The organism is Methylomonas sp. DH-1, from assembly GCF_046097555.1.
Lineage (GTDB): Bacteria > Pseudomonadota > Gammaproteobacteria > Methylococcales > Methylomonadaceae > Methylomonas > Methylomonas koyamae.
Map to the genome: position 1 here is coordinate 3,597,642 of NZ_CP143089.1, position 15,171 is coordinate 3,612,812.

At 60.0% G+C, this 15,171-nt stretch carries 13 protein-coding genes; 3 read left to right on the top strand and 10 right to left on the bottom strand.

Annotation, left to right across the window (positions count from 1 at the left end):
* Positions 1 to 61 precede the first annotated feature (61 nt).
* Together VXJ35_RS16345 and VXJ35_RS16350 are read right to left on the bottom strand one after the other, a co-directional pair.
* Positions 62 to 3,124 (bottom strand): efflux RND transporter permease subunit, encoded by a 3,063-nt coding sequence (locus tag VXJ35_RS16345; RefSeq protein WP_064022384.1) that lies wholly within the window; start codon positions 3,122 to 3,124, stop codon positions 62 to 64.
* The gene (locus VXJ35_RS16350; protein ID WP_231914768.1) at positions 3,121 to 4,299 is read right to left on the bottom strand and encodes an efflux RND transporter periplasmic adaptor subunit; all 1,179 of its coding nucleotides are present in this window, start codon (positions 4,297 to 4,299) and stop codon (positions 3,121 to 3,123) included. Before VXJ35_RS16350 ends, VXJ35_RS16345 begins: the two co-directional genes overlap by 4 nt.
* 134 nt (positions 4,300 to 4,433) lie before the next feature.
* Between VXJ35_RS16350 and VXJ35_RS16355 the strand changes: the two genes are divergently transcribed.
* Complete coding sequence (locus tag VXJ35_RS16355; protein ID WP_064022385.1) at positions 4,434 to 5,465, top strand: IS5 family transposase; 1,032 nt, start codon at positions 4,434 to 4,436, stop codon at positions 5,463 to 5,465.
* Positions 5,466 to 5,537: 72 nt separating this feature from the next.
* Here the strand turns inward: VXJ35_RS16355 and VXJ35_RS16360 are convergent, their stop codons facing one another.
* Entirely contained in the window at positions 5,538 to 6,134 is a 597-nt protein-coding gene (locus VXJ35_RS16360) for a TetR/AcrR family transcriptional regulator (RefSeq protein WP_064022386.1), read from the bottom strand.
* A 105-nt stretch (positions 6,135 to 6,239) separates the two neighbouring features.
* Entirely contained in the window at positions 6,240 to 7,055 is an 816-nt protein-coding gene (locus tag VXJ35_RS16365) for an oxidoreductase (protein WP_064022387.1), read from the bottom strand.
* Between the two features lie 101 nt (positions 7,056 to 7,156).
* Between VXJ35_RS16365 and VXJ35_RS16370 the strand changes: the two genes are divergently transcribed.
* A complete protein-coding gene (locus tag VXJ35_RS16370) occupies positions 7,157 to 7,600 on the top strand; it encodes a helix-turn-helix domain-containing protein (RefSeq protein WP_064022388.1) in 444 nt (147 codons plus the stop codon).
* Positions 7,601 to 7,952: 352 nt separating this feature from the next.
* Here VXJ35_RS16370 and VXJ35_RS16375 read toward each other — a convergent pair whose 3' ends face one another.
* The gene (locus tag VXJ35_RS16375) at positions 7,953 to 9,488 is read right to left on the bottom strand and encodes a cation:proton antiporter family protein (protein WP_082880962.1); all 1,536 of its coding nucleotides are present in this window, start codon (positions 9,486 to 9,488) and stop codon (positions 7,953 to 7,955) included.
* A 230-nt stretch (positions 9,489 to 9,718) separates the two neighbouring features.
* On the opposite strand from VXJ35_RS16375, the gene VXJ35_RS16380 reads away from it, so the two are divergent.
* Positions 9,719 to 10,852: an aminotransferase class V-fold PLP-dependent enzyme gene (locus VXJ35_RS16380; protein WP_064022389.1), complete on the top strand. Its 1,134-nt coding sequence runs from the start codon at positions 9,719 to 9,721 to the stop codon at positions 10,850 to 10,852.
* A gap of 3 nt (positions 10,853 to 10,855) precedes the next feature.
* Here the strand turns inward: VXJ35_RS16380 and VXJ35_RS16385 are convergent, their stop codons facing one another.
* The 5 genes from VXJ35_RS16385 to VXJ35_RS16405 are packed head-to-tail and all read right to left on the bottom strand — an operon-like array spanning position 10,856 to position 15,167.
* Complete coding sequence (locus VXJ35_RS16385) at positions 10,856 to 11,782, bottom strand: vWA domain-containing protein (protein WP_064022390.1); 927 nt, start codon at positions 11,780 to 11,782, stop codon at positions 10,856 to 10,858.
* Positions 11,783 to 11,834: 52 nt separating this feature from the next.
* The gene (locus VXJ35_RS16390) at positions 11,835 to 12,401 is read right to left on the bottom strand and encodes a hypothetical protein (RefSeq protein WP_064022391.1); all 567 of its coding nucleotides are present in this window, start codon (positions 12,399 to 12,401) and stop codon (positions 11,835 to 11,837) included.
* Complete coding sequence (locus VXJ35_RS16395) at positions 12,395 to 13,378, bottom strand: vWA domain-containing protein (RefSeq protein ID WP_064022392.1); 984 nt, start codon at positions 13,376 to 13,378, stop codon at positions 12,395 to 12,397. The genes VXJ35_RS16390 and VXJ35_RS16395 overlap by 7 nt, the downstream gene beginning before the upstream one ends.
* Positions 13,375 to 14,289, bottom strand: a complete 915-nt coding sequence (locus tag VXJ35_RS16400; RefSeq protein ID WP_231914769.1) for a nonribosomal peptide synthetase MxaA — start codon at positions 14,287 to 14,289, stop codon at positions 13,375 to 13,377. Before VXJ35_RS16400 ends, VXJ35_RS16395 begins: the two co-directional genes overlap by 4 nt.
* On the bottom strand, positions 14,286 to 15,167 hold the full coding sequence (locus tag VXJ35_RS16405; protein ID WP_231914770.1) for an MxaS protein: 882 nt from the start codon (positions 15,165 to 15,167) through the stop codon (positions 14,286 to 14,288). The genes VXJ35_RS16400 and VXJ35_RS16405 overlap by 4 nt, the downstream gene beginning before the upstream one ends.
* Positions 15,168 to 15,171 lie beyond the last annotated feature (4 nt).

Sequence of the window (15,171 nt, forward strand, 5' to 3'; positions counted from 1 at the left end):
CTGGGCTTAAATAATTGCAGAGGTTTTAAAAGGGTACGCAATGCGTACCCTACGGCCTTCTTTATGATGCATCCGCCGCCACACGCTCCACCCTGAACCAAGCCGCATACAGCGCCGGCAGGAAGAACACCGTCAACACAGTCGCCACCGTCAGGCCGCCCATGATGGCGATAGCCTGTGGGCCGAAGAAGTCGTTGCGCGACAACGGGATCATCGCCAGGATGGCCGCCGCCGCGGTCAGCATGATTGGCCGGAAACGCCGCACCGTCGATTCGACGATGGCCGACCAGGTGTCGAGGCCTGACTGTTCATCCTGATCGATCTGATCCACCAGAATCACCGAGTTGCGCATGATCATGCCGGCCAGCGCCAGGATGCCGAGCAGCGCCACGAAGCCGAACGGCGCCCGAAACAGCAGCAAGGCGAAGGCCGCGCCGATCACGCCCAGCGGCGCGGTGCTGAACACCATGAAAGTCCTCGACAGATTCTGCAATTGCATCATCAACAAGATCAGCGTGACGATCAGCACCAGCGGAATCCAGATCAGGATGGACTTTTGCGCGTTCACCGCGTCTTCCTTGGAGCCGCCGGTTTCGATGAAATAACCGGCCGGCAAGCTGTCCTGTATCGGTTTAAGTTTCGGGACGATTTCGGCCGCCACGTCCGGGGCCATCTTGCCGTCGGCCACGTCGGCGCGCACCGAAATGGTCGGGAAGCGGTTGCGCCGCCAGCGCACGCCGTCTTCGAACACGGTTTCGAACTTGACGAACTGCGACAGCGGTACCGACTTGCCATTGGCCGTGCGCACCGCGACATCCGGCAATTCGTCGGCGGCAGTGCGCAGCTCGGGGCTGGCCCGCCAGACGATGTCGATCAATTTATCCTGCTCGCGCAGTTGTCCGACCGGGATGCCGGTGTAATGCGCCTGCAAGGCTTGCGACAGGCTGGCTGTCGAAACACCCAGAGCCCGCGCCTTGTCCTGATCCAACATCAGCCGGAACGAAGGCATGCGGTCATGCCAGTCGTCGTTGACGTCCACGGTGCCGGGATGGTTGCGCACGACCTCGGCCACCCGCTCGGCAATGCCGCGCACGATGTTGGGGTTTTCGCCGAGTACCCTGAACGCCAGCGGATAATCCATCGGCGGCCCGACATTCAGCCGCTTGACCCGGCCCCTGACATTCGGAAAGTCGGTCTCAAGAATCTGGCGGACGCGCTGCATCACCCGTTCGCGCGCCTTGTTATCCTTGGTCATCACTACCAGTTCAGCCAGATTGGTATTCGCCAATTGCTGCACGATCAACATGAAAAACCTCGGTGTACCGCTGCCGACATAGCTGGCGACGTGTTCCACGTCTTCGTCCTTGGCTAACAGCGCTTCCATCCGCTTGGCGGCGGCTTCGGTTTGCTCGAAGGCACTGCCCTCCGGCAGCCACAGGTTGATGATGACTTCCGGCCGGTTGGACAGCGGGAAGAACTGTTCGGGAACGTGGGTTAACGCCACGACGCCGAGGCCGAACAAAGACAGCGTGGCGATAATCACTTTCGTGCGGTGCGCCACGCAGGCATCCACCCAGCGGCGCAAGCGGTTGTAGAACGGCGTATCGAACAAATCGTGAATCGGGCCATCGGCGTTGGCGTGTACTTTGAGAATCAAGAATCCCAAATACGGGGTGAACACCACCGCGCCTATCCAGGACAGTATCAAAGATATGCCGACCACCTGAAAAATCGCCACGGTATATTCGCCGGCCGAGGATTGCGCCAAACCCACCGGCAGGAAACCGGCAATCGTGATCAAGGTGCCGGTCAGCATCGGAAAGGCGGTGGCGGTATAGGCATAGGTCGCGGCGCGCATCCGGTCCCAGCCTTCTTCCAGCTTGCGCGCCATCATCTCGACGGCAATCATCGCGTCGTCCACCAGCAGGCCCAGCGCCAGAATCAAAGCGCCCAAGGAAATCCGTTGCAAATCGATGCCGCACAGCAGCATGACCAACAAAGTCGCGGCCAGCACCAGCGGCACGGTCAGCGCCACTACGGAACCGGTGCGCCAGCCCAAGCTCAAGAAGCTGACCACCAACACGGTGGCTAAGGCTTCGAAGAAGGTTTGGCCGAATTCCGCCATCTGGTTTTTCACCACATGCGCTTGATTGGCGACTTGCTCCACGTCCATACCTAGCGGCAACTCGTTTTTGATGCCGGCCAACGTGTCGCCCAAGTTTTTTCCCAGGGCTATCACGTTGCCTTTCTTATTCATCGTCACGCCGAGACCGAGCGCCGGTTTACCGTTGAAACGCATCTTGAATTCTGCGGGATCGACATAGCCGCGCGTCACCTGGGCGAAATCTTTGACCTTGAAGGTTCGATTGCCGATGCGTACCGCCATATTGGCGACGCTGTCTTCCGACTCGAACGAGCCGGTCAGGCGTATTGGCAGATTGCGCTGCGGGGAAAACAACGTGCCGGCCGGCGCCATGCCGTTCTGAGCCTGCAAGGCCTGAGCCACCGCAGCCGTATCCAGACCCAGTTCGGCCAACTTCTTGTCGGAAAACTCGACGAAAATCTTTTCATCCTGGACGCCGATCAGATCGACCTTCTCGACATCCTTGACCCGCAACAGCTGCTGGCGCACCGAATCGGCCGCCAGTTTGAGGTCGGCATAATTAAAGCCGTCGCCGGAAAAGGCGTAGATCAGGCTATAAGTATCGCCGAATTCATCGTTGAAGAACGGCCCGATGCTGCCGGGCGGCAGCGTCATCCGAATGTCATCGACCTTCTTGCGCACCTGATACCAAAGTTCGGGGATTTCCTTGGGCGGCGTATCCTCGCGGGGCGTGACGAAAATCACCGATTCGCCGGGTTTGGAATAACTGCGCAGATAATCCAGGTCGGGCAGCTCCTGGATTTTCTTTTCCAGCCTGTCGGTCAACTGCTGCTCGACTTCCAGCGCGGTGGCGCCGGGGTAAAGGGTTTTGACGACCATGATACGGAAGGTAAACGGAGGATCTTCTTGCTGCCCTAGCATGTGATACGCGAACACCCCGCCGAGCACCACCAATGCCAGCATGAAGCCGGTGAAGGAACGGTGTTTGAGCACCCATTCGCTGAGGTTGAACGCTTTCATAGTTGTCCCTCTTTTGCACCATGCTTAGCCAAGGCATTTTCTTCCGGCAAGCGGACAGACTGCCCTTCGGCGAGACGCTGAACGCCGGCACTGACCAGCAATTGACCAGCGGAGATGCCCTCGACGGCAATGCGTTCGCCGGGCAGCGTTTCGCCCAACTTAACCGGCATCGACTTGACGGTGGCCGCCTGCTCGTCGATCAGCCAGACCAAAGGATGCTCGGGCTGGTTTTGCGGGGTATAGACGGCGGAAAGCGGGATGGCGATGCCGGAAGCGGTGTGAGCATCGATATGAACAGTCGCCGTCATGCCCAATTGCGCGGCCTCCAGACCTTCCAGCAAGCTGGCTTTGACCCGGTAAGTACGGCTAGCCGGATCGGCGGCCGAGGCGATTTCGCGGATTCTGGCTTTGAACCGCCGTTCGTCGTCGGACCACAACGCGACATTAACTTCTTGTTGGCGCTGAATTTCTTGTAGACGATGCTCGGGAACGTCGAAATGGATTTCCTTTTCGTCGAGCTGGGCCAACGTCACCACGGCCTGACCGGCAGCCAGCACCTGCCCAGATTCGACAGCCAAGGCCGTGACCACGCCGTCGCGGTCGGCATGCAATTCGGTATAGCTCAGCTGGTTGTTTGCTTCGGCCAATTGCGCTTCCAGCGCCGCCGTCCGCTCCCGCGCCGTGGTATAAGCGGTTTCATGCCGTTCGAACTCCGGCGGACTGATGACTTGCTGAGCCAGCAAGTCGCGGTATCTCGCCAAATCGTCGCGCAGGAAATTGCTGTCGGCCTGGGAGGAAGCCAACTGAGCCTTCAGGGCCTGCACGGCGAGGCGGTAATCGTTGCCGTCCAGTATCGCCAGCAGTTGGCCTTTACGCACGGAGTCGCCAACGTCCACTTTTCGCTCCAGCAGTTTACCGGCCACCCGGAAGGATAAGGGCGTCTCGATTCTGGCCCGGACTTCCCCGGCAAAGCTTCTGGCACCGGCTACCGCGCTCTGCTCGATGCGAAACACCTTCACTGGACGGACAACCGATTGCGTGGGTTTGTCCTGGTCGCTGCAGCCGGCGTTCATCATAAGCGGCAACAACCCAGCCAGTAGCCAGCCTTTGTTGGTGAATCGAAATTGCAGCCGGTCAAGGGCGTTCGATCTAAACGGAGTTTTTGGTTTCGGCATGTGGCTGCCTCCTTCGGTAAAAGGTTCGGTGATATTTGAAATAGTCATTCGATGCTGTTTTTGATCAGGGAACCTCTAAAAATTGCGCCCGGCGAGTAAAATGAGTCGGAGCTAAAGACCTTTGGAGAGCAGAGATGACGGTGGCACAAGACGACCTTTTCGGTTCCCTGTTTGAACATCGAGATCGTCGAATCGATCGTTTGGGTAATCCGTTGTTGGAATTAGAGGCGCAAGTGGATTGGGAAGCGTTCCGTCCGTTGCTGGATCAAGTGCGTCACAAAGTCCGCAAATCGTCTGCCGGGCGAAAGCCCTGGGATGGAGTGTTGATGTTCAAGGCATTAGTGCTGGGCAGTCTCTATAACCTGAGCGACGAGCAATTGGAGTTCCAAATCGAAGATCGGCGCAGTTTTCAGCGTTTTATTGGGTTGTCGGATGCCAAGCACGCGCCGGATCGCAACAGTTTCTGGCTATTTCGTGAGTCACTCAAAGAACTGAAACTCACCGAGACGTTATTCAACGAATTCAACCGGCAATTGGATCGCGCCGGCCTGATTGCCCGCAAGGGCCAGCTGATTGACGCCAGCTTCGTCAAGGCGCCGGTGCAGCGTAATACCCCGGACGAGAACGCCCGGATTAAAGCTGGCGAAACCGTCGAGGACTGGTCAGCCTCCAAACGCTGTCAGAAGGATACCGATGCGCGCTGGACCAAGAAAGGCGACAAGAGCTATTACGGGTACAAGAACCACGTCAACGTTGATAATGCTCACAAGTTAGTGCGCAAATACACGGTCACCGATGCCAGCGTCCACGACTCCCAAGCCCTGAACGGCTTGCTCGATAGCGGCAACACCAGCCACGCGGTGTGGGCCGACAGTGCGTACCGATCCGAAGCCACGGAAGCCAGCCTTAAAGCGCAAGGTTACCGCAGCCGAATTCACCGCAAAGGGGTTCGCGGCAAGCCGCTGACCGACCGGGAAAAACAGGGCAATCGCACGCGCTCCAAAACCCGTTGCCGGGTCGAGCACGTGTTTGCCTGGATGGCGCAATGGGGTGGCAAGACGGTCCGTTGCATCGGCTTAGCTCGTGCCGAAGTGCGTATCGGCTTCATGAATCTGGTGTACAACATGCGACGTTTTTGTGCCATTCGCAGGGTAGCTGCGTCTTGATGACGCCCATCGGAGCTGAAAAGCTTCGAGTTGAAGGTAGTCCGCTTGGAAATGTCAGCTTTCGAGCGCGTTTTACGCCCCGAATCTGATTAATCGTGGATTTTTAGAGGCTCCCATCAGTATCTCGGCGGCCAACCTGGCATCGACGCCCGCGCCGGAATGGCGCGGCAATTGTGCGGAGACGACGGCACCCTGGAACAAGGCACACAGTTGCCCGGCCAGCCGTTCCGGCGACCACGCGCCGGCCCGTGCCGAAAGATCGGTCATATGGTGTTGGAGCCTGCGGTAAAACGCGGCGGATGCTCGATTCACCGCATGGCTTTGCTCGGGATATTCCGCGGCTGCCTTGATCAATGGGCAGCCTTGGAAATCAGGACTGGCCAACCATCCGGCATGGACATCGAAAATGGCTAACAGCTGGTCTTTCGGCGTCTGCGCTTTGCGTTCAATTTGCGCGACGAACCAAGCCCAAAATTTGGCACTGTGTTTGTCTAAGTAAGCAACGATTAGCGCTTCCTTGGAGCAGAAGTGCTTGTAAAGCGTCATCTTGTGGGTATTGGCCGATTTGACGACGCTATCGACACTTGTAGCTCTAATGCCTTGGCTGGAGAAGAGCGTTTTAGCTGCCAACAAGATTCGTTCGCGAGCGTTTGCGGTTTTAATCGACATCGTTGTTCATAGCTCCCAAGGAATGGCCTGCACTTAGCTTGTCGCCCGAATAGCAACGGCGCCGATGGTGCCGAGGCATGGTTCATGGCGTTATTTTTCTAATATTCAGACTATCGGCAGCTGGTTGAACTGGCGCAAACTCTTGTCCACCAAGGCTTCCGGCATGAAACGGCGCAGGAAACGCACCTGGCTTGCCTGTTTTCCGGCGGTATAGCGCCTGTTGGGAACCGAGGCGGCCGCGGCTTTCAACACCGTATCGGCCACCACGTCCGGGGCGTCGCCCGCATTCACGCCATTGCGCATCAGCACTGCCATACCGGCACGCACCGAGTCATAGACGGCAAGCGGCTGATCGGGCTTGGTTAGGCTGGCTTCGAAGGCGGTGCGGGTGAATGCCGGTTCAACCAGCACCACCCGGATGCCGAAGCCGCGCAGTTCGTGGTCCAGCGATTCGGAATAGCCCTCGACCGCATGCTTGGTCGCGGCATACAGCGCGTTGTACGGCGCCGGGATCAAGCCCATTACCGAGCTGATATTGACGATTCTGCCTTTTCCTTGGTTGCGCATGGTCGGCAGCACGGCATTGGTGACGCGGGTGATGCCGAACAGGTTGACGTCGAACAAGGCCTGGGCCTGCGCGGTAGACGATTCTTCCGCGGCGCCGAGTAGGCCGACGCCGGCATTGTTGACCAGCAGATCAATGCGCCCGGCCTGTTGCAAGACCTCGGCGACCATGTCGTTTACCGACGCTTCGTCGGTTACGTCGCAGCTCAGCATCGTGATGCCGTCAGGGCTTGCCCCTGCCCTGCGGCTGGTACCGAATACCCGGTATCCCGCTCGTTGCAGGGCCTTGGCCGTTACCAGCCCAATGCCCGAGGATGCGCCGGTAATCAAAGCGACGGCATTGTCTTTATTGTTCATATCAAGTCTCCCGTGGGGTGGATTGTCTATCGTCTAAGTGTTACTATCATTTCGATAGCAATGTTACTATCAATTTAATATTAAGTCACTACTAAAAACGTATGAACGATAAAAATATTTGCGCCGACCCTTGCCCGATAGCGCGTTGCCTGGCTTTTCTCGGCGACGCATGGAGCTTGTTGATTTTGCGGGACGCCCATATTGGTCTGACCCGTTTCGACCAATTTCGAAAAAGTCTAGGTATCGCGCCGACGATGTTGACCCGGCGCCTGGCGACGCTGACGGAGGAAGGCATGTTGGAAAAGCGGCTGTATTCGGAGCGGCCGCCGCGCGAGGAGTATGTGTTGACCGCCGCCGGCCGCGATTTTCTGCCGGTGCTGGTCATGCTCGGCGCTTGGGGCCATCAGTATCGCGGCGGCGGCCCGTTGGTGCGCATTCAGGATGTCGAAACCGGAGAGGATATTAAACCGGTGGCCATAGACGCGGTCACTGGGGCGAAGATTGGAACTCGTCCGCTACGATTTGTGCTGCCGGATGGCGGTTGATGACCGGACTGCTTGATCCGGCCAACTAGGTGGAAACACGGCCTTTAGAATCGAAATAATCTGCCGATCGTTCGTAACCCACTGAATAAATTGCGAACAATTAGCGGATTGAATTCCGCTCTTAGCCCAGGATCGATTTCGGAGAGGCTAATTCACCCGCAATACGCGGACAATGCGTCGGTCGAAATGGACCTGTGCAATTCGGTGAATTGCACAGGGATGTACCTAGACGGGGTCTGCGTTACGAATGCGAGTGAGGCGCGATGCTGCGGTCTGCCAATAGCGGTTTATACATTGAGCGGACATGGGCATTGCGGAATACATCCGTCGCGTTGGATCGACTTGCCTCCGCTCAATTTCCGACCCCCAGCATATGCTTGGCCAATTGGTTGCCGGCTTCCACCAAAGGATGGATTACATAATCGGCGCCGACCCGCTTCAGTTCCTGCTCTTCCTCGTAGTGGTAGCACAAGGTGCCGATCTGGCCTTTGAAGCCGCGTTTGCGCAACTGGGCGATCGCCAGCAAGCGGGTTTCGACGTCCGGTACCGTGATGACGATGCCTTTCATCCGCTCCAGGCGCAATCCGCTCCACAGTTCGCTATCCTCGGCGTCGCCGTAGACCACGCGCCGGCCTTCGGCCAACAGATTTTCCAGTACGGTAGGGTCGGCATCCAGGCCGACCACCCGCTGCTCCTGAGCCGACAAGGCTTGGTAGGCCGAGACGCCGGTCCGGCCCATACCGATCACCAGCCATTCGGCGACGCCGAAGGATTCCGGCAGCCGGTCGGGATTGCCGGTTTTCTTCTCGAAGCGCACCAGAAACGGTTCGAACCAAGAGAACAAGACATGCGAATAGCGGTTCAACGGCGCCGCGATCGCCAACGAACCGGCCACCGCCAGGCTGATCACCGCATTCCATTCGGCCGGCAGCAGTTTGGCATCGACCACGGCGCGGGTGGTAATCAAGGCGAATTCGCTGTAGGTGGTCAAGGCCAGCGTCGAGACAAAGGCGGTGCGGGCGCGCAGGCCGGCGAACAGGAACAACCCGAAAAACAGCGCACCTTGAACCGGCAGCAAGGCCAATAACTGCAGCGCCTGGAACACCTGCTCCTGGCTCGGCAAATCGCTGACGCCGATCTGCAGAAAAAACGCCACCAGGAACAATTCTTTCAGCCCCCATAAGCGGTCGGTCAATTCGTTGATTTTGGTGTGGTTGGCCAGCATCACGCCGGTCAGTAGCGCGCCGATGTCGGCGGAAATCCCCGAATTTTCGGCGGCAACGCCGCCGGCCAAGGCCAACGTCACGCCCAACAGCAGCAACAGCTCGGAAGAACGGCTGGCAGCCAATATCCGATGCGCCAGCGGCCGCAGCAACGGCAACAGGAATAAGGCCAACGCCCATTGCGTCGGTTGCTTGCGCTCCGCCACGGCCAACAGGCCGATGGCGACGATATCCTGCAAAATCAAAATACTCATCACGTCCCGGCCATGTAACGACGACAGTTCGCCGTTGTCTTCCAGCACCTTGATCGCCAGCACGGTGCTGGAAAAGGCCAAACTGACGCCGAGCACCAAGCCGCCGGTGATATGTTGTTCCAGCCAGAAAAACACCAGGGCCGAAATCAGGGTCGTCATCAGTAAGTGGGCGCCGCCGACGCTGACCACTTCGCGCCGGATCAACGACGCCGGTTTCAACTTCAATCCCACCGAAAACAACAGCAACTCTATGCCGATCTCGGCAATGTGGTTCAGATCGGCCAACGGCGCGACGCCCAGCGCATTCAGGGCATAGCCGGCAGCCAAATAGCCTACCAAGGGCGGAAAAGACAGCCGGCTGGCGAGCAGGCCGGTCAGATACGCTGCACTGATCCAAATTAATTCCATCATCTCTAAAATTACGAAAAATAAATTGACACGATTGGCGGCGGCCTCGATGCATTTGCCGCAACGCCTGTATGTTTTATAACACGGCTTGGCCGATATCTGCTGTTTGCGGAGGCCGGCCGCAACGGATTATCGATTGAATTTGCGGCGCCGGCCCCGTTATGATTGGCCGTAAGCCAAGCGCCCCGTAGCCCGTTCGCGAGGCATTTTTACCTCCAGCCGGAATGCCTATCATGAAACATCCCGAATTTCCGCTCAGCTACGAGTTGATTTACTTGAACCATGCCGCCGTGGCGCCGTGGCCGAAACGCACCAGCGCCGCCGTGATCGCCTTCGCCGAACAAAACCGCGACTGGGGCTCGCATTACTACCCGGATTGGCTGAAAAAAGAATTACTGATTCGGCGCCAGCTAAGGGACTTGCTCAACGCCGCTTCCGCGGACGATATCGCCCTGGTCAAAAATACCTCGGAAGCGCTGTCCTTCGTCGCCTGCGGCCTGCCCTGGCAAGCCGGCGACAACATCGTCTCCAGCAACGAGGAATTCCCCTCCAACCGCCTGCCCTGGCAAGCGCTGTCGGCCCAGGGCGTGGAATTCCGCGAGGCCGACCTGCGCAGCGCGGCCACGCCGGAAGACGCGCTGTTTGCGCTGGTAGACCAAAACACCCGGCTGCTAACGGTCAGTTCGATCCAGTTCGGTTCCGGCCTCAGAATGGATTTGGTGCGCATCGGCGAATTTTGCAAGCGGCACGGTATTTTATTTTGCGTCGACGCGATTCAGAGCCTGGGTGCGGTGCAATTCGACGTGCAGGCCTGCCAGGCCGATTTTGCGATGGCCGACGGCCATAAATGGCTGTTCGGCCCGGAGGGATTGGGCGTGTTCTATACCACGCCGGACGCCAGGGAGCGGCTGAAACTGAGCCAGTACGGCTGGCATATGATGAAGGACATCCACAACTACGAGAACCGGCCCTGGGAAATCCATCCCGGCTCGCGCCGCTTCGAATGCGGCAGCCCGAACATGCTGGGCATTCAAGCCTTGTCGGCCAGCCTGTCGCTGTTGCTGGAAACCGGGATGGACACGGTCGAAGCTCTGGTGCTGGAACGCAGCGACTTTTTACGCCAAGCCATTCGAAACCAGCCGAATCTGCTGTTACTGTCCGAAGCCGCGCCCAGATTAAAGTCCGGCATCGTCGTGTTCAAGCACCGTCAGGCCGGCAACGAAACGCTGTATCGGCATCTGCAGCAACACGGCGTGGTCTGCGCGTTGCGCGGCGGCGGCGTGCGCTTCTCGCCGCATTTTTACAATTCGCTGGACGAAATCGGCCGGGCCTTGGCGATTGCCGCCGACTGCCCGCCGGCAGACTAAACCCTAACGCCGCCAGTACAGAACCGATACGAGCAAAACGGCCAGACCGGCGAATTGCCAGGCGATAGCCGTCTCGGCCCGGCCCGGTTCGGCAAATTCGGAATCTTGCAATGCAAGGCCCAGACTGTCGGCGTCGGTCAGCCGCCGGTAGCGCAAGCCGCTGTCGCCGGCCAGTTTGCGCAGATAGTCTTCGTGCAAGCGGCTCAGATGCTCGTCGCCGGTCGCGGCCCGGCTACCGAACGGCGCGTTGCGAGCGTCGTAACCTTCGATTTTTTCCGGGTTCAGGTCCGACTCGCCGAACGTGGAACGGTGCGGCACGTCTTCCGGCCGGTAAAATCCCAAACGCTTGCCGTTGGCGTCGAACTTGGGAATCGGCGTGGCTTGATCGCCGCCGACACCGACAAGCAAGCCTTTGACCTGGCCTTTGAATGCGGTCAAATCCGGCTGGTAACGCGGATTCGGCGGCGGAGCTTCCTGGCCGTCGCTGAAGAATACCAAAGCATCCCGGCTGTTTTTGAACGTTGCCAGCGTCGTCGCCAGTCCGGCAGCGATTCGGCTGTCCGCGGCCCAAGCCATACGCCAATCCAATGCCGCGATGGCCGCATCGATTTCGGCAAAGCCGGCACAGACTTCGATAGGCTCGAACAACACCACTGACCGCCGCTCGGTAAACACCCCCAAACCGACGTGCGATTGGCAAGGCAGCGCCAGCAACTGCCGGCGTAGCGCCTGCTTGACGTAGTCCAGCCGGCTGACGGCATGGCCGCCGATTTGGTAATCCTCGGTGTTCATGCTGCGGGTAATGTCGACGACGAACACCAGCCGATACAGCGGCTGGCGCACGCCGCGGGTCGGCCCGGCCGCGGCGATCAGGGCCAACGCCAACGCCGCGGCCAACAGCCAGAAGCGGAAGTCTTTCAATAGCGTCATGACCGATAGCTCCGGCGCGGAAACGGCGCAGACGGGTTAGCGGATGCCATGTTTACGGCAAACCGCGCGGGAATCCGGGCAACGTGGTCCACAGCTCGGCCTTTTGCGAGCCGTCGTCTTCCTGGTTGCCGCTGTCGATCCGGTCCATTTCCGGCAGCAAGCGCATCGCCACTTCCAGATTGTATTTGGCATCCCAAAAACCGGGATCGGCGCCCAGCGCTGCGCGGTAAGCCTGTTTGGCCAATGCGACCAGCGGCGTCGCGCTATCCACACTGCCCTGACCGAGTTTTTCCTGAGCTTGGGCCAGATACAGATTGCCCAGGTTGTAACGCGCCTGGGCGCGCAAGGCCGCCGGCGCTTGCTGCAACAACAGGTTCAAGGTCGCCAACGCATCGTCGTAACGCCCGGCTTGGCGTAAATACACCGCCCGCGCCAAGCGCACCGCCGGATCGGAATGGGCCAAGTCCTCGACCGCAACGTCGCGCCCGGCCAGCAATTGGCCGATCAGCCGGTTTTGCCCGGCAATGCCGGCCCAGAGCCAGGCCTGGCTCAGCGCCACCAACAATGCGGCGGCCAGCGCGGTCCACCAGAAACCGTGTTTGATACGTCGGATTAACATTTGGCCTCGCAAGCTTTCAGCCCGATCAGTAGCAACAGCAGCAGCGCCGCGCTCCGGTAGCACAGCGGCGCCAGATCCTGTTTCGGGATCCGTTCGAAATAATGCAGCGGTTGCTGCTCCAGCCGATTGATGTCTTCGATCGCCTGCCGCATCGCCCCCGGGTCTTCCGCCTGGTAGGCCTGGTAAGGGATATGCAGGCTGGAAAAAAACAAATGCAGATAGCGCTCCGGCATGGCCTGGGCATTGTCGTCGCGCGGATCGTTCGGCACGTCGTACAAGCCGGGGCTATTGGCGGTACGCAAGAATACCCAGTACAGGCGCACTTGCTGGCGCTGAAACAACTCTCTGAGCTTGGCTTCGCTGTCCGGATCGATCACCGCGGCGCCGTCCGACACCAACAAGACGATGCGGGCGCCGACCGCCGGGCGTTGGTCGAAATAAGACAAGGCCAGCGCCAAGCCCTTGCTGACGTTGGTATAGGCCAGCGCCGGCCGCGCCGTGGCGGCGATGGCCGCGGCTACCGCCTGCTTGTTTTCGGTCAGCGGCGTGACGAACAGCGGCGAGGTGCTGTAGGCGGCGACGCCGATCAAGTCGTGCGTGCGGCGTTCGACAAATTGGCTCAGCAAGCGCCGGGCCGCGGCGGCCTTACTCTCGGCGCCGCCGGCCTCCGCCGAGGTCCCGGCAAAGGTCTGGTCCATGCTGTTGCTGCGGTCCAGCAGCAACACGATATGGGCGCCGTGGCCAATGCGTTCGACCTGCTGTTCGGTGCGGTACATCCCGGCCATACCCAACACCAGGGCGGCCAGCGCCAATGCGCCCAGCAAGCGGATCAGAGCGTCGGCCAGCAGCGACAGCCGGTCCGGCGGCAACAGGGCCAAGGCCGGATGGCCGGCCAGACGTTGGCCGTATCTGAGCAAGGGCAAGCCGCACAGCAGCAGGCCGGCCAACAGCCAGGGCTGTTCCACCGCCAAATTCATCGGCTCCCCCGCTCTATCGCCCGGCACAGGCTGCACAGCTTTTGCAGGCGCACTAAGTCGGTGTCGGCCTCGTCGCGCTGCCCGGAGAAAAAATACCGGTTGGAATAGTCGAAAAACCAGGCCAGCTCGGCGCTAGCTTGGCCGAATTCAGGATGTGCGCTCAGAAAATCCTGCAAGCGGTGGCCGAACACCGGCGTTCCGTGAGTCGCATTCAACGCGCTGTGCAGTGCGGCCAACCCGGCGGCCAATTCGCCCGGCGGCAACTGCCGCAAGCGCCTTTCGGCGGTTTTGAACGGGCTGCGCCGGGCAAACCATGGCAGATAACCGTACTGTCGCGCCAGCTTCAAGCCCAACATCGCTGCGGCCAACAGCGACAATGCCAAGTTGGTGCGCACGCTAGCGGTCGCCAACAACGCCGGCGCCTGATCCGGCCGCAGATATTCGCCGGCCTCGCCCTGGCGGGCGATCAATTCGCGCAGCGGCGCGACGGTGAATTGCCAGGGCGGCACGCTCTCCTCGACGGTTTGGCCGTATTGGCTGAAGCGCAGGGCAAAACCCGGTATGGTCAAGGCTTTCACTTCCAGCGGCGCGTAAAACGCTTGGTATTCCAGCTCGATCCGGTACTCGCCGTCGCCGGCGTCGGCCAGCTCGATCCGACGCAGATTCAGCCACCGGTTCAGCGGGCCGGGCTTAGGCAGGCTGGCCGGCTGCAATTGCACGCCGGGCCGGGTCTGCACCACGACGCGCATCGGAATGGTATCGCCGATCTGGTAACCGAACGGCCGCGGCGTTTCCAGATTGAAGGCCTCGACCGGCCGACTCGGACCGCCGGCACATGCCGCCGCCAACGTTGCCGCAATCGCCAACGCCGCCAAACGCGAGACTTTGACTAGGTGTCGGCGCCGCGTCACGCTGTCCGCTCCAGGAAATAGCGATTGAATTGTTCGACCCGGTAACCCTGTTCGATGAACATCGGCTCGCAGCCGGCGGCACGGAACAGGCGGCGCAGTTGTTCGCGCCGTGCGCTATAAGCCTGTTCGATGCGCCGTTTCAGGGCAGGCCGCAACCATAACCGCCGGCGGCGACCGCTTTCCAAATCCTGTAGCGCCAATAAGCCCCAATCGGGCAAGCCACGGTATTCGGCTTCGTCCCAAATCAATAACGGCACCGGTTGGTGGCGGCCCAAGGTCGCCAACAAACCGGGCAATCGGGCTAACGGCCAATGGCCGTCGCCAAGCAAAAACAACAAGGCCCGCCGCTGCGGCAGGTACGCACCGGCCTGCCACAGGCCGGCGCAGCCGCGTTGCTGCGGTAATTTTTTCAGGAGGCCGCTCAGAGAAGGCAACCAGCTCAAGTCGGTGCCGGGCGGCGCATACAACAAAGGCTTTTCGCCGTCGCCGAAACCGGCGAAACCGACCCGGTCGCCGCAAGCCAGCGCCGATGCGGCAATCGCTTTAACCAGGTCGGCCAATACTTCGCGCTTATCGAAGCGGCCGGCGTAAGCCAACGACGCCGACAGGTCCGCCAGCACCATGACTTCGACCCGGTCGTGTTCCTGGTAGGCCCTGACCCGGTATTGGCCGAACGGGTCGAGCACGCTGGCGCGCAAATCCAGCCGGCGCGGATCGGGCCGCGCCAACAAGGCCTCGTGGCGTTTGAATAACTGGCCGTTGCCGACCATCTGGCCGGGATGGGCGCCGGGGTAGACCTCGACGGCCGGCCTGGGCAAGCGATAGGAAAAAGGTTCGATGCGGGAGGCCATGGTGCGCTTAGCCGGAGAATTGTTCAAGGAA